Source organism: Alcaligenes sp. SDU_A2, from assembly GCF_038237375.1.
Lineage (GTDB): Bacteria > Pseudomonadota > Gammaproteobacteria > Burkholderiales > Burkholderiaceae_B > Alcaligenes.
In genome coordinates this window covers 3220846-3239141 of record NZ_CP151273.1, presented here as the reverse complement: position 1 = coordinate 3239141, position 18296 = coordinate 3220846, and the positions used below count along the sequence as shown (strand labels likewise).

General features: G+C 61.2%; 14 protein-coding genes, 1 pseudogene and 1 CRISPR repeat array. Of the genes and pseudogenes, 9 read left to right on the top strand and 6 right to left on the bottom strand.

Annotated elements, in window-relative coordinates; all coding sequences use genetic code 11:
- The first annotated feature begins 36 nt into the window (after nt 1-36).
- The 7 genes and pseudogenes from tviB to AADW57_RS14935 all read left to right on the top strand — a co-directional run bounded on the left by tviB (nt 37) and on the right by AADW57_RS14935 (nt 8433).
- Nucleotides 37-1317, top strand: coding sequence for a Vi polysaccharide biosynthesis UDP-N-acetylglucosamine C-6 dehydrogenase TviB (gene tviB, locus AADW57_RS14965; RefSeq protein ID WP_445819153.1), 1281 nt, complete (start codon nt 37-39; stop codon nt 1315-1317).
- 11 nt (nt 1318-1328) lie between these two features.
- Nucleotides 1329-2387 carry an SDR family oxidoreductase gene (locus AADW57_RS14960; RefSeq protein ID WP_341667682.1) on the top strand — a complete coding sequence of 353 codons (1059 nt, stop codon included), beginning with the start codon at nt 1329-1331 and terminating at the stop codon, nt 2385-2387.
- A gap of 68 nt (nt 2388-2455) precedes the next feature.
- Nucleotides 2456-3745 carry a murein biosynthesis integral membrane protein MurJ gene (gene murJ, locus AADW57_RS14955; RefSeq protein WP_341669713.1) on the top strand — a complete coding sequence of 430 codons (1290 nt, stop codon included), beginning with the start codon at nt 2456-2458 and terminating at the stop codon, nt 3743-3745.
- Nucleotides 3746-3784: 39 nt separating this feature from the next.
- Entirely contained in the window at nt 3785-4891 is a 1107-nt protein-coding gene (locus AADW57_RS14950; protein ID WP_341667681.1) for a glycosyltransferase family 4 protein, read from the top strand.
- A 48-nt stretch (nt 4892-4939) separates the two neighbouring features.
- Complete coding sequence (locus AADW57_RS14945; RefSeq protein ID WP_341667680.1) at nt 4940-6067, top strand: glycosyltransferase family 4 protein; 1128 nt, start codon at nt 4940-4942, stop codon at nt 6065-6067.
- Nucleotides 6064-7089: pseudogene (locus tag AADW57_RS14940) on the top strand (glycosyltransferase); the annotation flags it as partial. The gene AADW57_RS14945 and the pseudogene AADW57_RS14940, both read left to right, overlap by 4 nt.
- Nucleotides 7090-7314: 225 nt before the next feature.
- Nucleotides 7315-8433, top strand: a complete 1119-nt coding sequence (locus AADW57_RS14935) for a glycosyltransferase family 4 protein (RefSeq protein ID WP_341669712.1) — start codon at nt 7315-7317, stop codon at nt 8431-8433.
- A gap of 109 nt (nt 8434-8542) precedes the next feature.
- Nucleotides 8543-9059: direct repeats of the CRISPR family, unit length 29 nt; unit sequence GTGTTCCCCGCGCAAGCGGGGATGAACCG.
- On the opposite strand, the gene AADW57_RS14930 is transcribed toward AADW57_RS14935, so the two are convergent.
- The gene (locus AADW57_RS14930) at nt 9060-10448 is read right to left on the bottom strand and encodes a phosphomannomutase/phosphoglucomutase (RefSeq protein WP_341669711.1); all 1389 of its coding nucleotides are present in this window, start codon (nt 10446-10448) and stop codon (nt 9060-9062) included.
- 129 nt (nt 10449-10577) lie between these two features.
- Between AADW57_RS14930 and AADW57_RS14925 the strand changes: the two genes are divergently transcribed.
- Together AADW57_RS14925 and AADW57_RS14920 are read left to right on the top strand one after the other, a co-directional pair.
- Entirely contained in the window at nt 10578-11993 is a 1416-nt protein-coding gene (locus AADW57_RS14925; protein ID WP_341667679.1) for an FAD-binding oxidoreductase, read from the top strand.
- 35 nt (nt 11994-12028) lie between these two features.
- A complete protein-coding gene (locus AADW57_RS14920; protein ID WP_341667678.1) occupies nt 12029-12697 on the top strand; it encodes a phosphatase PAP2 family protein in 669 nt (222 codons plus the stop codon).
- Between the two features lie 62 nt (nt 12698-12759).
- On the opposite strand, the gene fahA is transcribed toward AADW57_RS14920, so the two are convergent.
- Genes fahA through AADW57_RS14895 form a run of 5 tightly spaced genes read right to left on the bottom strand, consistent with a single transcriptional unit; the run spans nt 12760 to nt 18255 of the window.
- Nucleotides 12760-14085: a fumarylacetoacetase gene (fahA, locus tag AADW57_RS14915; RefSeq protein ID WP_341667677.1), complete on the bottom strand. Its 1326-nt coding sequence runs from the start codon at nt 14083-14085 to the stop codon at nt 12760-12762.
- Nucleotides 14082-15386: a homogentisate 1,2-dioxygenase gene (hmgA, locus tag AADW57_RS14910; RefSeq protein ID WP_341667676.1), complete on the bottom strand. Its 1305-nt coding sequence runs from the start codon at nt 15384-15386 to the stop codon at nt 14082-14084. Before hmgA ends, fahA begins: the two co-directional genes overlap by 4 nt.
- A 17-nt stretch (nt 15387-15403) precedes the next feature.
- Entirely contained in the window at nt 15404-15613 is a 210-nt protein-coding gene (locus AADW57_RS14905) for a DUF2783 domain-containing protein (RefSeq protein WP_341667675.1), read from the bottom strand.
- Complete coding sequence (locus AADW57_RS14900) at nt 15601-17274, bottom strand: FAD-dependent oxidoreductase (RefSeq protein WP_341667674.1); 1674 nt, start codon at nt 17272-17274, stop codon at nt 15601-15603. Before AADW57_RS14900 ends, AADW57_RS14905 begins: the two co-directional genes overlap by 13 nt.
- 24 nt (nt 17275-17298) lie before the next feature.
- Entirely contained in the window at nt 17299-18255 is a 957-nt protein-coding gene (locus AADW57_RS14895) for an MBL fold metallo-hydrolase (protein ID WP_341667673.1), read from the bottom strand.
- Between the last annotated feature and the right edge of the window lie 41 nt (nt 18256-18296).

Genomic DNA, 18296 nt, shown 5'->3' with positions numbered 1-18296 from the left:
CGTCAAAATTTCCTTGCGCATCCCGCCTATTGGAGAATGAAGTTGCAACTTGAGAATGTGAAACTGGCCGTGGTCGGCCTCGGATATGTCGGTTTGCCTCTGGCGGTCGAGTTCGGCAAGAAGCGTTCCGTCATCGGTTTTGACATCAACGCCCGCCGTGTGGCCGAACTGAAAGACGGCGTGGACCGTACGCTGGAAGTCAGCAGCGAAGAACTGGCCCAGGCTACGGGCCTGAGCTATTCTTGCGATGCCGATGAACTGGCCCAGGCCAATGTGTTCATCGTGACCGTGCCCACGCCCATCGATGAATTCAAGCAACCCGATCTGACCCCGCTGGTGCGTGCTTCCGAGACCATAGGCAAGGTGCTCAAGCGTGGCGATATCGTTATTTACGAATCCACGGTCTACCCCGGCGCGACCGAAGAAGTGTGCGTGCCCGTGCTGGAACAGGTGTCGGGTCTGCGCTACAACGAAGATTTCTACGCCGGCTACAGTCCCGAGCGCATCAATCCGGGCGACAAGGAGCATCGCGTCTCCACCATTAAAAAAGTAACGTCCGGTTCCACGCCCGAGGTGGCTGATCTGGTCGATGCCTTGTATGGCGAAATCATCGTGGTGGGGACCTTCAAGGCCAGCTCCATCCGTGTGGCCGAGGCCGCCAAGGTCATCGAGAATACCCAGCGCGACGTCAATATCGCTTTGATCAACGAACTGGCCCTGATTTTCAATCGCATGGGCATCGACACGCTGGATGTATTGCAAGCAGCCGGCACCAAATGGAACTTCCTGCCATTCCGTCCCGGTCTGGTGGGCGGGCACTGTATCGGTGTGGACCCGTATTACCTGACGCACAAGGCGCAGGCCATCGGCTATCACCCCGAAATCATTTTGGCTGGCCGCCGTCTGAACGACTCGATGGGGGCTTATGTGGCCTCCCAACTGGTCAAGGCCATGACCAAGCGCCGTATCCAGGTGCAAGGCGCGCGCGTGCTGTTGCTGGGTCTGGCTTTCAAGGAAAACTGCCCCGATCTGCGTAATACCCGCATCGTGGATATCGTTCACGAGCTCAAGCAATACGATGTGCATGTGGATGTTTACGATCCGTGGGTAGACCCCGCGGAAGCCGAGCATGAATATGGTCTGACGCCCGTCCAGGACCCGCAGGCCGGTGCCTATGACGGTATTGTCGTGGCGGTGGCGCACCATCAGTTCAAGGAGCTGGGCGTGCAAGGCGTGCGCCGGTGGGGCAAGCCCGAACATGTGCTGTATGACCTGAAATACGTGTTCGACCGCAACGAGTCGGATCTGCGCCTTTAATGGATACCACCATGAGTTCTGCATTTAAACAGGCCAAGCAGCAGTTGCGCGATCAGCCTGGAACCTGGCTGGTGACCGGCTGCGCGGGCTTTATCGGCTCGAATCTATTGGAAACCCTGCTGATGCTGGATCAGCAGGTTGTCGGTCTGGACAACTTTGCCACAGGCCACCAATACAATCTGGATGAAGTGCGCGAGCAGGTGGGTGCGCAGCGCTGGGCCCGCTTCCGCTTTATTGAAGGCGACATCCGCAACCTCGATGACTGCCGTCAGGCTGTCCAGGGTGTGGACTACGTGTTGCATCAGGCGGCGCTGGGCTCGGTGCCACGCTCGTTGAACGATCCGCTGACCTCTAACGAGGTCAACGTGAGCGGCAGTCTGAACATGATGGTTGCCGCCCGCGATGCCAAGGTCCGGGCCTTTGTCTATGCGGCATCCAGCTCGACCTATGGCGATCACCCCGGCCTGCCCAAGGTCGAAGATCGCATCGGGCGGCCCTTGTCGCCGTATGCCGTCACCAAGTTCGTCAACGAACTGTATGCCGATGTGTTCGCCCGCGCCTATGGTTTTTCCAGCGTGGGTCTGCGCTACTTCAATGTATTCGGTAAGCGTCAGGACCCTAACGGTGCCTACGCTGCCGTCATCCCCAAGTGGGTGTCGGCCATGATCCAGGACCAGACCTTGCAGATCAACGGCGACGGCGAGACCAGCCGGGACTTCTGCTTTATCGACAATGTGGTGCAGATGAACATTCTGGCCGCCCTGAAGGTCGAGCAGCACAATGAGCAGGCCGCTCAGGATCAGTCGCCGGGCATCGCCGAGGTCTACAACGTGGCCGTGAATGCGCGCACCAGCCTGAACCAGTTGTTTGAGTATCTGCAAACGGCCCTGGCGGCCAATGGCGTGTCCTATACCCGCGCGCCGGTGCATGCGGATTTCCGTGCCGGCGATGTGCGTCATTCGCAGGCCGATATTTCCAAGGCCCGCGAACACCTGGGGTACGAGCCCAGCCACACCATCCAGCAAGGTCTGGAGGTCGCCATGCCTTGGTATGTGGCGTTTCTGAGGTGAACCGCAGCAGTTTGAAAAAACGCCTGTCCGGCTTGCATGCCGACCACCGCCGCATCGCCGTGGGTGCGATGCGGGTGGCGTTTTTTCTGCTGCTGGGCAAGGCAGCGGGCGCGCTCAAGGAAATGGCCGTGGCCTACCGCTACGGTGTCAGCGACGCGGTCGATGCCTATCAGTTCACCATGGTCATGGCCAATTGGCTGCCGTTGACGCTGGTGGGCTCCATGTCTGTGGTCTTGATTCCCGTGCTGGTGCGCCTGCGCAAGCTGGAGCCGCAGGCACGGCGTCGTTTTCTGGGCGAAATCAAGGCTTGGTGCATGGTCTTGGGCTGCGTCCTGGGTGCGCTGTTATGGGTGGCCTGGCCTTGGGTGTTGGATTGGGCGGGCAAGGGGCTGACGGCACAAGCCCGGCTGATGAGCCAGGAGTTGTTGTTCGCTTTTGCGCCTGCCGCCGTGCTGACCTTGATGATAGGACTGAGCGCGGCGCGTCTGCGGGCTCACGAACGGCACATCAATACCTTGCTGGACAGCGTCCCGGCCTTTGTCATCCTGGTGCTGGTGCTGGCCGCCGGTGCCGATCCAGGCATTGGTCCGCTGTTATGGGGCACACTGCTGGGCCTGATTATCCAGGCGGTCTGGTTGTTGGCGCTGGCCTCGCGCGCCGATCAGGTCTGGGCGCGGCCCACGCCTAGCTTGCGTTCGGAACAGTGGCCCAATCTGCTCAAGGCAGCGTCCATTATGCTGGTCGGGCAAGTGGCCATGAGTTTTGTCGGACCTATCGACCAGTATACGGCGGCCAATCTGGGAGCCAATGCCAATGCCACGCTGGGGTATGCCAGCCGTCTGATTTCTTTGTTGCTGGGCGTGGGGGCGGCGTCGGTAGGCCGTGCGGCCTTGCCGGTGCTGGCAGATATCCAGAGCCGGGGCGACCAGAAGCGGGCGCGTTCCATGGCCCTGAAATGGTCAGTGCTGATGCTGCTGGGCGGCGCGGCGGCCGCTGCCCTAGGGATTGTGCTGGCTCCTTGGGGCGTGGCCCTGTTGTACGAGCGCGGCGCGTTCACGGCGGACAATACCGCCGCCGTAGCCCATGTCATGCGCTGGGGTTTAGTGCAACTGCCTTTCTATTTTGGTGTCCTGATTCTGGTCCAGTTGCTGGCCAGTCAGAATCGTTACACATCCATGGCAGCGATTGCCGTGGTCAACTTTATGGTGAAGGCGGCCTTGAATCCGGTGCTGGCGGCCCGTATGGGCCCGGCAGGCATCATGTTGGCAACCAGCCTGATGTACGCGGCCTCTTTCGCCTGTTATTTTATTTTGGCTTTGAAGCCGGCCGGTGCCGTGGCACCCGAGCGGCAGGAATAGGAAAACGTGCACAGTCAATCAGGAACCCGGCCGCACATCATGTTGCTGATCCACTCCTTGGGTGGTGGGGGGGCGGAACGCGTTGCGGCCGACTTGAGCGCTGCCTGGGTGGCACGCGGTTATCGGGTATCGCTCGTGACCCAAGCCGGCGAGAATAAAGATGTCTACGCGCTGGCCAGCGGGGTGGAGCGTCATGTGCTGGGCACGGCCGGTGCCAGCCGGGGGCGGTGGCAGGCTTTATGGAACAATTGGCGGCGTGTGCGCCGCCTGCGCGCCTTGTTGCGCCGCCACAAACCCGATGTGTTGCTGGGCATGATGACCACCTCATCGGTGCTGGCGGTCTCGGCGGCCAAAGGCTTGCCTTGCAAAGTCATTGCTACTGAACACACCCATCCGCCGTCCCAGTCGATTTCTTCTTTCTGGCAAAAGGCGCGCGTGCGCACCTACCCGCAGGCCCAGGCGGTAGTGGCGCTGACGGCCGGCACGGCCGACTGGCTGCGCGAACATGTGCCTGGCAGTCAGGTGCAGGTCATTCCGAATGCGGTGCGTTGGCCCATGGAAAACGGTGAACCGGTCGTGCCTGTGCCTGCTTTGGATGGGCGCAGGCGTTTGCTGGCCGTAGGGCGTCTGCATCCGGTCAAAGGATTTGATTCTTTGATTGATGCATTTGCCATGCTCTCCAGCTATTTTCCCAATTGGGATCTGGTTATTCTGGGCGAAGGCGAGCAGCGCGAGGCCTTGCAGGAGCGCATTGCCGACCTGAACTTGCAGGAGCGCATACAGATGCCTGGGCGGGTCGGCAATATGGCCGATTGGTACGGCCAGTCGGATCTGTACGTGCTCAGTTCGCGCATGGAGGGCTTGTCCAACAGTCTGCTGGAAGCCATGGCCAGCGGCCTGACCGCAGTAGCCTACGATTGCGACACCGGCCCGCGCGAGATCATCCGCGCCAATATCGACGGGGTGCTGGTGCAGCCGGTGTCCGATGTCGAGGCCTTGGCCGCTCACCTGTCCGATCTCATGGCCAATCCCGACAAGCGCCAGCGTCTGGCGCGGCGCGCCATCGATGTGCGCGATCGTTTTTCATCCGCGCGCGTGCTGGCATTGTGGCAGCAATTGTTGGAACAGTGCTTACGGCGGTCTTAGAATGGCGTTTTGCGTGTTTGCCCCCTTGTATGGACCCACGGAGGCCCGGTGAAAATTCTGTTTTTCGTCAGTTCCCTGAATGCCGGCGGGGCTGAGCGCGTCGCCTCGACGCTGGCTAATGCCTGGGGGTTGCGTGGCGATCAGGTCACGCTCGTGCCGACGTTCAGTGGCGGCGGCACGGCTTTTTACGAGATCGACTCCAAGGTCGAGGTGGTCTGGTTGGCGCACCGCATGCGCGGCAGTTGGCTGCCCAAGCCTTTGGCCAAGCTGGCTGCAATGCGCAAGCTGGTGCGCGAAAAGCAGCCCGATGTCATTGTGTCTTTTCTGACCAACGTCAACGTCAATGTGTTGTTGGGCTTGGCCGACATGGGCGTGCCCATTGTGGTGGGCGAGCGCACCAATCCAGCGTTCAGCAGCAGTGCCGGCAAGGTCTTGCAGGCCATGCGTCGCCGCTTGTATCCCAAAGCGCAGGTTGTGACTGTTCAGACACAAGCCAGCATCGCGGCATTTCAGGCCATGGTGCCTGGCATGAAGCAAGTGGCGGTGGTGTCCAATCCCTTGCCGCAGGCGCTCGATACCGTGGAGCGTCTGGTGCGCGTCGAAGAAAACCGCCACTGCACTTTGTTGGCGATGGGGCGCATGGTGCCCTCCAAGCGTTTCGATGTGCTGATCCGCGTTTTTGCCAATTTGGCGGCGTCGTATCCGGAGTGGACTCTGGTCATTCGCGGCGACGGTCCGCAACGTGCCGCGTTGATGCAGCAGGTGGCTTTGTTGGGCATGGGCGAACGCATCCGTCTGCCCGGCAAGACATCCGAGCCTTGGGCCGAGATGGCGCGTGCGCATGCGTTTGCCATGACCTCGGAAGTGGAAGGTTTCCCCAACGTACTGCTGGAAGCGATGGCAATGGGCTTGCCGGCCGTCACTGTGGATTGTCCCAGCGGCCCGCGCGAGATCACCGCCGATGGCCGCGATGCGATGTTGGTGCCGGTCGGAGACGAAGGTGCTCTGACGGCGGCCCTCTCCGAGCTGATGGGCGATGGCGTATTTCGCGGCGTGCTGGGCCGCCGGGCGGCGGCGGCAGTACGCCAGCGTTACCAACTGGCGCAGGTCCTGCAGGCGTGGGACGAGGTTTTCACGGCCGCCCGGGGCGGCCAGCAACAGGGAGCACAAGCATGAATGGATTGCCGTCTGCGGCATCAGCGCCATTGCGCGTCGTGCATATTATTTCCGGGTTGGGGCAGGGCGGTGCCGAAACCGTGCTGTTTCGGCTGGCGACCGCGCCCGGTCAGGACACCGAGCATATCGTGGTGTCCCTGGGGGGCGAGGATGTATTTGGCCCTCAGTTGCGGCAAGCCGGCATCGAGTTGCATTGTCTGCATATGAAATCGCCTTGGCGGTTTCTTAAGGGCCTGCGTGCCCTGGTGAAGTTGCTGGACGATATGCAGCCCGATGTTGTCCAGACATGGATGTATCACTCGGATCTGGTCGGTGGCGCGGCGGCCCGTATCGCGCAGTTACCGGCGGTGTCTTGGGGGATACGCAATTCGGGGGCCAACCTGTACCAGGGCAGCCCCAAAGCGCGGCTGGTAGCCTGGCTGTGTGCGCGGGTTTCGCGCATTATCCCGAATCTGATTGTTTCCTGCGCAGAAAATGCGGCGCGGCGTCATAAACAATGGGGTTATCGCGCCGACATCATGAAAGTCATCCCCAATGGCTATGATTTAAGCCGCTGGCATCCGGACGCGCAAGCGCGTGAACAGGTGCGCAGCGAATTGGGCTTGGCTTTGGATACCCCGGTGATCGGTAGCGTGGCGCGCTGGAATCCGCTAAAAGATCATCCCAATCTGCTGGCCGCTTTGGCACGTAGTTTGCGTCGTCATCCCGGATTGCGCTGTTTGCTGATCGGCGATGGCATGGATAGCGGTAACGAGGCTTTGATGCGCTTGCTGGATCAGCATCAGTTGCACGAGTCCGTTATTTTGATGGGTCGGCGCAGCGATGTGCCACGTCTGATGAACGCGTTGGATGTCCACGTTCTGTCCAGCTCCGCGGAAGGTTTTCCGAACGTCGTGTGCGAAGCGATGGCAGCGGGCGTGTCCAATGTAGTGACCGACGTCGGCGATGCCGCTTTGATCGTGGGTAACGAGGGTTGGGTCGTGCCCCCCCGGCATGCCGAGGCTTTGTCTGGTGCCATTAATAGTGCGGTAGATGAACTGGGTTCGCCATCCTGGCAGGCGCGGCACGAACATGCACGCGAACGCGTGGCCCGACTGTTTTCCCTGCAGGGCATGGTCAATAACTACACCCAGGCTTGGACCGAGCTGGCGGCGGCCCATCCACCCAAGCGTAAACGACCGCGTCGTACGCGCACAGTGTCCGACTCTGCGCTTGCCCGCGGGGCTGAGCAAGCCCCGCGAAAGCTGATGTTCGTGGTCAACAACCCGGCATTTTTCCTGTCGCATCGCTTGCCTTTGGCGCTGGCGGCGCAGCGCGAGGGCTACCAGGTGCATGTGGCCACGATGGATGGCGAGGCGGTTGGCATCATCGAGCAGCATGGGCTGATCCATCATGCTTTACCTATGACGCGCAGCGGCACCAACCCGGTTCAGGAAGCGCGCACGGTGTGGGCGCTGTGGCGTCTGTTTCGCAGCGAACGCCCCGATGTGGTGCATGCCGTCACCATCAAGCCCGTGTTATACGGCGGTATCGCGGCACGGCTGGCGGGCGTGCCTGGCTTTTTGGCGGCGATCTCCGGTCTGGGTTATGTGTTTACCGGACGCGACAAAGGAGTCGATCCGATACGCTGGATAGCGGTGCAGTTGTATCGCCTGGCGCTCGGACATGCCCACAGCAGAGTTATTTTTCAGAATAGTAACGATCGGGATGTCTTGTTGCACGCCGGCGTGGTTCGGTCAGGGCAATGCGTCATGATTCGCGGTTCGGGCGTCGATCTGGATCAGTTTCGTGATCAAGCCGAGCCGGACGGCCCGCCCGTGGCGTTTATGGTGGCCCGCTTGCTGGCTGACAAGGGGGTGCGCGAGTTTGTCGAAGCGGCCCGCATCAGTGCCCGTCAAGGCAGTCAGGTTCAGTGGGTACTGGCCGGCAGTCCGGACCCTGGCAATCCGGCCAGTATTTCACAGCAAGAATGGGAAAACTGGCGACAGGAGGGGGGCGTGCAATGCCTGGGCGAACGGCGTGACGTGGCCCAGTTGTATGCGCAATCGCATATTGCCGTGTTGCCTTCGTATCGGGAAGGTCTGCCCAAATCACTGGTCGAGGCAGCGGCCTGCGGGCGCGCAGTGGTCACCACCGATGTACCCGGCTGCCGCGATGCCATCGAACCGGGCGTGACCGGCCTGCTGGTTCCGGTGCGCGATGCCCAGGCCTTGGCCCGGGCTGTGCAGGAACTGGCCGACGATCCCGCGCGTCGTCGCGCCATGGGCGCGCAAGGCCGACGCTTGGCCGAACAAGCTTTCGATATTCAGCGTATCACCGAAGCCCATCTGGACTTGTATCAGCAACTGAGTCCCTTGAATGCATAGTTTGCAGCTCAGTTCAGCAGCGCTGATGAGAGGGTGTTGAAACGCCGTTTTTTTCGGTGGATTTTTATTGTTTTGTTTTATTTTTTAAAAACAATGGCTTAGATTTAGAGTGTTCCCCGCGCAAGCGGGGATGAACCGCCGAATACCTATTGCTCCCAGCGGATCAACAAGTGTTCCCCGCGCAAGCGGGGATGAACCGATTGGGAGGGCGGTCTGCCGCCGTTTGTCAACGTGTTCCCCGCGCAAGCGGGGATGAACCGCGCTTACGTATACCGTAGGGCGGTCTAGTAGGGTGTTCCCCGCGCAAGCGGGGATGAACCGTAGGCCGTCGATCTCGATCACGTCGCTTAGGCGTGTTCCCCGCGCAAGCGGGGATGAACCGCCACAAACCAGAGCCTGATTATCGGCAACACTGTGTTCCCCGCGCAAGCGGGGATGAACCGTTAACCAGCTACCCGCGAACCGACTGCGCCTAGTGTTCCCCGCGCAAGCGGGGATGAACCAGTTACAGATCGATGGCGAGAAAGAGCGCATGAGTGTTCCCCGCGCAAGCGGGGATGAACCGCAACGAGTCTTCGCCTCGTCCCGCGCTAACCAGTGTTCCCCGCGCAAGCGGGGATAGACATCTAGAACGGCAGCGCGGCGTCTGGTTTGAGGGCCAGCAGGGCAGCGCGGAATTCGTTTTGGATGCGCTGCAAGGCTTCTTGAGATTGCGCTTCAAAGCGCAGCACGATGACGGGCGTGGTATTGGACGCACGGGCCAGTCCGAAGCCGTCGGCGTATTCGGCGCGTACGCCGTCTATGGTGTTCAGGCTTTGCGCCGTGGGGAAGCGGCCTTCTTGCTGCAGGCGCGCGATCAGGGTGTGGGGTTCGCCTTCGGCCAAGGGCAGTTTCAATTCCGGTGTGGACTGGTCCTGGGGTAGCGCTTCCAGTTCTGCCGATGGGTTGTCGCTGCGCGACAGGATTTCCAGCAGACGCACGCCTGTGTGCAGGCCATCGTCAAAACCGTACCAGCGTTCTTTGAAAAACACATGGCCGCTCATTTCGCCGGCCAGTGGGGCACCGGTTTCGGCCAGTTTCGCTTTGATCAGCGAGTGACCTGTTTGCCACATCAGTGGCTGGCCGCCGGCCTTGGCGATTTCCAGCGCCACATGGCGGCTGCACTTGACGTCGAAAATAATGGTGGCACCGGGTTCGCGCTGCAGAATATCGCGTGCGTAGAGAATAAGTTGGCGGTCTGGCCAGATGATCTGACCCGAGCGCGTGACCACGCCCAGGCGGTCGGCGTCGCCGTCAAACGCCAGGCCGACCTCGCAGTCCGTACTTTGCACATGACGGATCAGGTCTTGCAGATTGTGAGGTTCGGCCGGATCGGGATGGTGGTTGGGGAAGTCGCCGTTCACATCGCCGAACAGGACATCCACATCGCAGCCCAGGGCCTTGAACAGGCGCTCGGCGACCACGCCGCCTACGCCATTGCCGCAGTCCAGGGCGATTTTCATGGGGCGTGCCAGCTTGACGCGCTCGGCAATGGTGGCGACGTACTGGTCCAGCAGGTCGCGCTTTTCCTGTGTTCCTGCTTGGGCGGCAGCCTGCACGCCGGCTTGGATGCGTTGTTTCAGTGCCTGGATGTCGGCTCCGTGCAGGGTCTTGCCTGCCATCATCATCTTGAAGCCGTTGTAGTTGGGCGGGTTGTGGCTGCCGGTAATCGCCACCCCGGACCCTGTGTTCAGGACATTGGCGGCAAAGTACACCACCGGCGTGGGCACCATGCCCAGGTCCACCGTATTGACGCCGCCTGCCTGGATGCCATCTTGCAGGGCTGCCGACAAGGCAGGGCTGCTGTGGCGACCGTCGTAACCCACCACCAGAGTGCTGACACCTTGTTCGCGAGCGCTGGCGGCCAGGGCCAGGCCCAGCAGGTGCGCAAATTCGGGGTTAAGCTGCTCGGGCACAGTGCCGCGAATGTCGTAGGCTTTGAAAACGGCGTCGGGCAGGGCAGGGTTCAGGTTCACGGTAAAGACTCGGTGAAAGAGAAAGAAAGACAGTTTAGCCTGAATGCCGCCGCTGCCGTGAGTTACCATAAGTGGCTCCGACGCTGCGCTGCGGCGCGAATTTCCGTTTTTTTCAGGATGGTCAAGGTCATGACATTTCTACAGGAACTCCAGAGTGGTATAGGCGAGCGGCATGTGCTGACCGGCCCGGCCATGCAGCAGTATCTGGAAGACTGGCGCGGACGCTACAAAGGCGCGGCGCTGGCGGTGGCGCGACCGGGCAACACCGAAGAAGTCGCGCTGGTCGTGCGCTTGTGCGCGCAGCATGGGGTGCCTGTGGTTCCGCAGGGTGGCAACACCGGCCTGTGTGGTGGGGCGACGCCGGATGCCAGCGGCACGGCACTGGTCTTGTCGCTGGAGCGCCTGAACACGATTCGCAGCGTGGATACGGACAACGACACGATGGTGGTCGAGGCCGGTTGTATTTTGCAGAACGTGCAGCAGGCAGCGCGCGAGCACGATCGCCTGTTCCCCTTGAGCCTGGCGGCCGAAGGCAGTTGCACCTTGGGCGGCAACCTGGCCACCAATGCCGGCGGCACACAGGTGCTGCGTTACGGCAATGCCCGCGATCTGGCCTTGGGCCTGGAAGTGGTGACGGCGCAGGGCGATATATTGCATGGCCTGCATGGCCTGCGCAAAGACAATACCGGCTACGATTTGCGTAATTTGTTCATCGGTAGCGAAGGCACGCTGGGCATCATCACGGCGGCTACCATCAAGCTGTATCCGGTTCCCGTGGCTGGATGCACGGCGTTGCTGGCGCTGGAGTCCATTGAAGATTCCGTCAAGGTGCTGTCCTTGGCACGCAGCGGTCTGGCTGCCTCGCTGACCGGTTTTGAGCTGATTGCGGGAAATTGCCTGCAGGCCGTGGTTACCTGCTATCCCGAACAGCGCATGCCGTTCCAGGGCGAATCGGCCCAGGCGGCGTGGTATGCCTTGCTGGAACTGTCGGATAGCGAAAGCCTGGAACATGCCCGAGAGCGCTTCGAGAGCGTGATCGGCCAGGCGCTGGAACAAGGGCTGGTTCAGGATGCGGTCATTGCCGAGAGTCTGGCGCAGAGCAAGGCGCTGTGGCACTTACGCGAAAGCATCCCGCTGGCCGAAAAAGCTTATGGCAAAAGCATTAAACACGATGTGTCCATTCCGGTGTCGCTGATGGCGCAGTTCGTCAACGAAACCGATGCCCAGTTGCAGGCCGCGTTTCCGGGCATCGAGAACGTAACTTTTGGCCATCTGGGCGATGGCAATCTGCACTACAACGTGGCGCGTGGCACGGCGTTTACCGAACAAGAACTGTTGCAACGCCAGGACGAGATTTATGCTTTGGTACACGACAGTGTCCACCGTTTCCAGGGTTCCATCAGCGCAGAACACGGCGTCGGTCAGCTCAAGCGCAATCTGCTGCCGCGTTACAAAGATCCGGTGGAATTGGCCTTGATGCAGCGCATCAAATCGGCGCTGGACCCGCTGGGCATCATGAACCCAGGCAAGGTTCTGCCGGATTGACAGGGCAGGGGCCGTATATGCCGTTTTGTTCTTCTATGCGTTGGAGTGTCGCGTTGTTTGCGGCCCTGGCCGTGGCGGCGGGCTTCTTGATGGGGTCCGGTCCGGATCTGGCCTTGAGCCAGTATTTCTATGATGCGCAGGCGCAGACGTTCCCCTGGCAGCATCAGCCTGCGATTGATTTTTTTGGGCGCAGGCTGGTCTGGTTTGTGCCTTTTGGCGGGGCGGCGCTGCTGGTTTTGGTGGCCTGGCGTCAACCAGCGCATTCGCAGCGGCGTCTGGCATGGTCGGGGGCGGCGCTGTTCATGGGAAGCGGCCCCTTGTTAGCCGGTGTGTTCAAGCACCTGACCGCCATGCCGCGCCCCTTGGTTCTGGATCAGTTCAATGGGCCTATGGCCATGCCGGCCGATTTTTGGGCGCATTCGCTGGCGGAGGCGGGCAATGCCTTGCCCAGCGCCCATGCGGCATCTGGCTATGCGCTATTGGCGCTGTTTTTCGTGGGTGTTCTGTTGGGCCGCAAGGCACTGGCCTGGACAGGGCTGGTGCTGGGGCTGTGCGCGGGTTTAGGTTTTGGTTTGCTGCGCGTTATGCAGGGCTACCATTTTTTGAGCCAGGTACTGGCATCGGCCGCCCTGTTGGGGCTGTATGGCTGTGTCTTGTTTTCTGTCCTGCATGGCTGGGCGCGTCGCAGGAGTCTGATTTATTAAGGGCTGATGTCCCGTGGCTTTAGCGCCCCACAGCCCGTAGACGGCCTGTGGGGCGTTTTTCTTTAAACCAGGGCGGGCAGCACCCGTCCTGCGCATTCACCGAACGACAGTGTGGGGTAGCCTTCTTTACGGCACCGTGCCTTCAGGATGATTTCGTCCTGATCCAGCAGGAAAGTGCGTTGTTCTCCCCAGGGTAGCTCGATCGGGTTCTTGCCGCCTTGGTTCATTTCCAGCAGCGACCCTTCCTGGCCTTTGCCGGGGCCAGACAGCGTGCCAGTACCCAGCAGGTCGCCGGTCTGCAGATTGCAGCCATTGACGGTATGGTGGGCCACCAGTTGAGAAACCGTCCAGTATGCTTCCTTGAAGTTGCTGCGCGAGAGCAGAGCGGCAGGCTGTCCCTGGTGGCGCGATTGCTCCGTGCTCAGGTAGACCTCCAGTTCCACATCCAGCACCCCGCTTTGTTGATTGTCTGCGTCCTGCAAATAAGGCAGCGGCTGTGGATCGGTTTCCGGGCGGCTGAACCCGCGTCGGAAGGGGGCCAGCGCTTCCAGGGTGACGATCCAGGGCGAAATCGTGGATGCAAAGTTCTTGGCCAGAAAGGGGCCCAGTGGTTGGTACTCCCAGGCCTGCAGGTCGCGTGCCGACCAATCGTTCAATAAGCACAGGCCAAATACATGCTGCTGGGCCTGGCCGATGGGGATACGGTGACCGGCAGGATTGCCCTGGCCGATGACAATCCCCATTTCCAGCTCGAAGTCCAGGCGCTGGCAAGGTCCGAAGCCGGGTTGATCCTGGCCTTCGGGCGGGCGGGTCTGGCCCAGTGGGCGAGGGAATTGCTGGCCCGACACGCCTATGCTGGAAGCGCGGCCATGATAGCCGATGGGAACCCATTTGTAGTTGGGCAGCAAGGGCGCATCAGGGCGGAACTGCTTGCCCACAGCGGTGGCGTGGTGAATGGAAATGTAGAAATCGGTGTAGTCGCCGATCTGCATGGGCAGTGCATATTCCAGATGATCGCGTTCGATCAGCAGTGCACGCAGGCGCGACTCGGCGGACGAGCCGCTGCGCAGGTCTTGCGACAAGGCGGCGCGCAGCGCGCTCCAGTAGTCCTGACCCAGTGCCATCAAGGGGTTAAGGGCCGGATGGGCGCAGGCCGCCAGGGCGTGCGCTGCCTTGCCGTGCCAAGGGGTTTCGCAGGCCAGCAGGCCCAGGTCCAGCGCGTAAGGGCCTATGCCGACCATGACGCGGAAGTCTTCCTGACTATCCCGGCGGCGCGCCACGGCAAAGGGCAGATTCTGGATAGGAAAGCCGTTGTCCGCCTCGTTGGCGCCTGGCACCCAGCTTTGTAGCGCCGGGTCGTGGGTGTCATTCAGGAAAGTGCTTGTCATGCCTTGTGTTCCGTAGAAAAGTGTTTTTCCAGTCCGTCCCAGACGGCGTCGTAGTTGGCCTGCAGCCCGTTGCTGTCGAGCGCCTGGCGAGTAGGCCGGATGACTTTGCGCGTCTCGAACATGAATGCCATGGTGTTGCGCAGATAGTCGGCCTGGCTCAGGTCCGCCTGGCTGGCTTTGTCGAAGGTGCCGGCATCGGGTCCGTGTGGACTCATGCAATTGTGCAGGCTGGAGCCTCCCGGTGCAAAGCCGTCGGCCTTGGCATCGTACACCCCTTGGATAAGACCCATGAACTCGCTGGCGAAATTGCGATGGAACCAGGGCGGACGGAAGGTGTTTTCCATGGCCAGAATGCGGGGCGGGAAAATGGCGAAGTCCAGATTGGCGGTGCCGGGCGTGTCCGAGGGCGAGGTCAGCACGGTGAAAATGCACGGATCGGGGTGGTCGTAGCTGATCGAGCCGATGACGTTGAAGTCACGCAGATCATATTTGTAAGGGGCATGTGTGCCGTGCCAGGCCACGACATCCAGCGGCGAATGGGCCAGTTGGGCCACCCAGAAGCCGCCCGTGAACTTGGCCACCAGTTCGTGCGGTTCGCTCAGGTCTTCGTACCAGGCAACCGGTGTTTTGAAATCGCGCGCATTGGCCAGCCCGTTCGAGCCAATCGGGCCGAGTTCGGGCAGGCGCAGGGGGGCACCGAAGTTCTCCAGCAGATAGCCGCGCGCGGCATCGTCCAGCAGTTCGACCTTGAAACGTACCCCACGCGGCATGACGGCAATCTCGCACGGCTCTATGTCCATGATGCCCAGCTCGCTGACCAGGCGCAGACGGCCTTGTTCAGGCACGAACAGCATTTCCGCATCCGCGTTGTAGAACACGCGCCGTCCCATCGACTGGTTGATGGCGTACAACTGTATGCCTATGCCGCTTTGTTCGCCGCTGCTGCCATTGCCTGCCCAGGTATGAACGCCGGCCAAAAAATCCGTGGGTGTGGCCGGCAGCGGCATGGGGTTCCAGCGCAGCCGGTTGGGGTTGGCCGGACCTTGGCCGAAGTCCTCGGTCCAGTGGGGGGCACCACCAAAGGCAGTAAAGGGGCCTTGCTGGGCACTGGGGCGGATGCGGTACAGCCAAGAGCGGCGGTTTTCCGCGCGCGGGGCGGTGAAGGCCGTGCCTGACAGTTGTTCGGCATACAGGCCGTAGGGGCAGCGCTGGGGCGAATTGCGCCCCAGCGGCAGTGCGCCGGGCAAGGCTTCGGTGGCAAAGGCATTGCCAAATCCGATCTGGTAGTTCAAGGAGTTCATTGCAAAGTCTCCGTGGTTCAGGCGGTTTGTTCCTGGCTGGCTTGTCGCGCTGCTTCCAGGGCTTGGGCGACAATCTCCAGCGAATCAATATGATTGCACAGCAATAGGACTAGAGATGCATTCATCGCATGGCTTTGGGCGGTGCTCAGTCCCTGATGGGCGTTGATCAGCAGCTCATAAAAATCGTCGGCTCTGTCCATAGGGCGAGTGGTGTTTAGTGCAGGCATTGTGCAGTCTCCAGGGGATGGCCGCAGGCACGGTGCAGGGCCTGCTGGACGGCATTACCGTCCAGCGTGCGCCAGCGGGCACACAGGTGCTGGTCGGGGCGGATCAGGTAGGCGCTGCCGGGGGTGGCGTCATAGCGCTGCCGCAGCAGATCCTGTGTGTCCACGGGATCGATGCCGGCTTGCTCCTGACTGGTTCCTGCCGGCCATATGCGCAAGCGGGTCAGCAGGCCCTGTTCGACCAATTCGGTCAGCTTTGGGTCTGTGCTTTGCGGCTCGCAGGCAAACTCCACCAGCGTGAACGCCGGCCCCAGTTGTGGCAGCCACCACGTATCGCGGCCTTGTCTCTGTATGGGGGCGTCGGCTACGCATGTGCCTGGCGCGGGGGCATGGGGCGCGAAGGCGTCCTGGTCGGGCGTATTCAGCGTGCTGTCCAGATAGGCGCTGGGCAGAGAAAGGCGGCCGCTGTTGACCAGGTTACGAGCAAAGGCATGGCGGCGTGCCAGAATCAGCACGGCGTCGCGGAACAGTCGGCTGATCTCGCTTTTTGGGGTAATGAAGTCCGTCGATCGGCTGGAGTGACGCAGGTTCTCGTCGGCGGCCGGCTCACGTTCTTGTGCGTAGCTGTCCAGCAGGCTCTCCGGGGCCTTGGCCCGGAGCACCAGATCCAGCTTCCAGGCCAGATTGTCGGCATCTTGTACTCCGCTATTGGCACCTCGGGCACCAAAAGGCGAGACCCGATGGGCCGAATCACCGGCGAACAGGACGCGGCCGTGGCGAAAGTGCTCCATGCGTTCGCAGGCAAAGGTGTAGATGCTGACCCATTCCAGCTCGAAGGGCGTGTCGGCCCCCAGCAGCGCGCGGATGCGCGGCAGGACGTTTTCCGGTTTGACCGCTTCCACCGGATCGGCATCCCAACCCAGTTGAAAGTCGATGCGCCAGACATTGTCCGGCTGACTGTGCAGCAGTACAGATTGATTCGGATGAAAGGGCGGGTCGAACCAGAACCAGCGTTCGGCCGGAAAATCGGCCTGCATGCGCACATCGGCGATCAGGAAGCGGTCCTTGAAGATACGACCGCTGCTGGCCTGCCCCAGTTCGCGCCGTATGCTGGAGCGGGAGCCATCGCACGCCAGCAGCCAGCCGGCCTCCAGGGTGTAGTCGCCCTGACTGGTTTGCACATTCAGCTGCACGCTGTCGGGGGCATTGCGCAGACTGGCCACCTTGTGGCCCGAGCGCAGCTCGATCAAGGGGTGATCGCGCACGGCTTCATACAGATAGCCTTCGCAATAGTATTGCTGCAGATTGATGAAAGCCGGTCGTTGGTGACCTTCCTCGGGGCGCAGATTAAAGCTCCAGACTTCCTGGTCGCGGAAAAAGACCTTGCCCACGTTCCAGGATACGCCTTTGTCCATCATGCGCTGGCCCACGCCCAGCCGGTCCCAGATATCCAGCGTGCGCTTGGCAAAGCAGATGGCGCGCGAACCCTTTGACAGTCCGGTGTCTTCGTCCAGGATCAGGACGCGGCGGCCTTTGGCGGCCAGGTCCAGCGCCAGAGTCAGTCCCACCGGGCCGGCACCGACCACTACGATCTCGTGTCGTGTATGTGTGTCGGGCCGCGCTGCCTGCGCCAGTTCCAGGGTTTGGTAGTTGATGTCTCCCATGTCCGTTCTCCCTGGTGCGCTGCCTTATTGGCCTTCGAGTTGTTTCCACATTTCCAGATCGCGCTCGGCGGTCCAGATCTGGGGATCGTCGTAGCCGTTTACCTCGTCGTAGGCGCGCGCCACATCAAACGGCATGCAGTGGTCGAAGATGACCCAATCGGCATAGCGTGGCTTCATGAAGTCGTACGTTTCGCGGTAGATGGTCTTGAGATCCTTGCCGGCCGTGACTCCTTGGTACACGCAGGAATACAGATCGGTCAGGAAGGCACGGGTACCGGCCAGGGCCTGACGCACTTCGGTGGCATTTTTCAGGGCGGGGCCGCGACCGGGCACCATTTTCTCGGCCTTGAATTCGGCCAGACGATCCAGCGTGCGTGGCCATTCGCGGTAATAGCAGTCGCCTGCATAGGGGGTGGATTGATACTCCACCAGGTCGCCGGCGAACAGAATGCGCTGTTCGGGCAGCCAGGCAATGGTGTCGCCTTTGGTGTGGCCGCGGCCCACCTGCATCAGGTGTACTTCCAGATTGCCCAGATCCACCGTCATGTGTCCCTGGAAGGTCATGGTGGGCCAGGTCAGGCCGGGCGGAATGGACTCGACATTGCGGAACAGGCGTGGGAAGCGGCCGATCTCGCTGGCTTTGTCTTGCTCGCCGCGTTCGACGATCAAGTCGTAGGTGTCGCGGCTGGCCAGGATTTCCTGGGCGTTATAGGCCGATGCGCCCAGCACGCGCACGGCGTGGTAGTGGGACAGCAGAATGTAGCGGATGGGCTTGTCGCTGACTTCGCGTATGCGGCGGATAACATCTTCTGCCATGACCGGCGTGGCCTGCGTGTCGATCACCATGATGGCTTCGTCGCCGATGATGATGCCGGTGTTTGGGTCGCCTTCGGCCGTGTAGGCGTAGGCATTGTCGGACAGTTTTTCGAAAGAAACGACTTTGTCTTCCAGGTCGTTGTGCGAGGCAAAGGACTTGCTCATGAAACGGACTCCACAGTAAAGAAGGGGATGTCCATAGATTA

Coding starts and splice junctions, on each gene's coding strand:
- AADW57_RS14935 (WP_341669712.1), top strand. CDS start 7,315: ATGTTCGTGGTCAACAACCCGGCATTTTTCCTGTCGCATCGCTTGCCT.
- AADW57_RS14950 (WP_341667681.1), top strand. CDS start 3,785: ATGTTGCTGATCCACTCCTTGGGTGGTGGGGGGGCGGAACGCGTTGCG.
- AADW57_RS14895 (WP_341667673.1), bottom strand. CDS start 18,255: ATGAGCAAGTCCTTTGCCTCGCACAACGACCTGGAAGACAAAGTCGTT.
- AADW57_RS14920 (WP_341667678.1), top strand. CDS start 12,029: ATGCGTTGGAGTGTCGCGTTGTTTGCGGCCCTGGCCGTGGCGGCGGGC.
- AADW57_RS14900 (WP_341667674.1), bottom strand. CDS start 17,274: ATGGGAGACATCAACTACCAAACCCTGGAACTGGCGCAGGCAGCGCGG.
- AADW57_RS14960 (WP_341667682.1), top strand. CDS start 1,329: ATGAGTTCTGCATTTAAACAGGCCAAGCAGCAGTTGCGCGATCAGCCT.
- tviB (WP_445819153.1), top strand. CDS start 37: ATGAAGTTGCAACTTGAGAATGTGAAACTGGCCGTGGTCGGCCTCGGA.
- hmgA (WP_341667676.1), bottom strand. CDS start 15,386: ATGAACTCCTTGAACTACCAGATCGGATTTGGCAATGCCTTTGCCACC.
- murJ (WP_341669713.1), top strand. CDS start 2,456: ATGCGGGTGGCGTTTTTTCTGCTGCTGGGCAAGGCAGCGGGCGCGCTC.
- AADW57_RS14925 (WP_341667679.1), top strand. CDS start 10,578: ATGACATTTCTACAGGAACTCCAGAGTGGTATAGGCGAGCGGCATGTG.
- fahA (WP_341667677.1), bottom strand. CDS start 14,085: ATGACAAGCACTTTCCTGAATGACACCCACGACCCGGCGCTACAAAGC.
- AADW57_RS14905 (WP_341667675.1), bottom strand. CDS start 15,613: ATGCCTGCACTAAACACCACTCGCCCTATGGACAGAGCCGACGATTTT.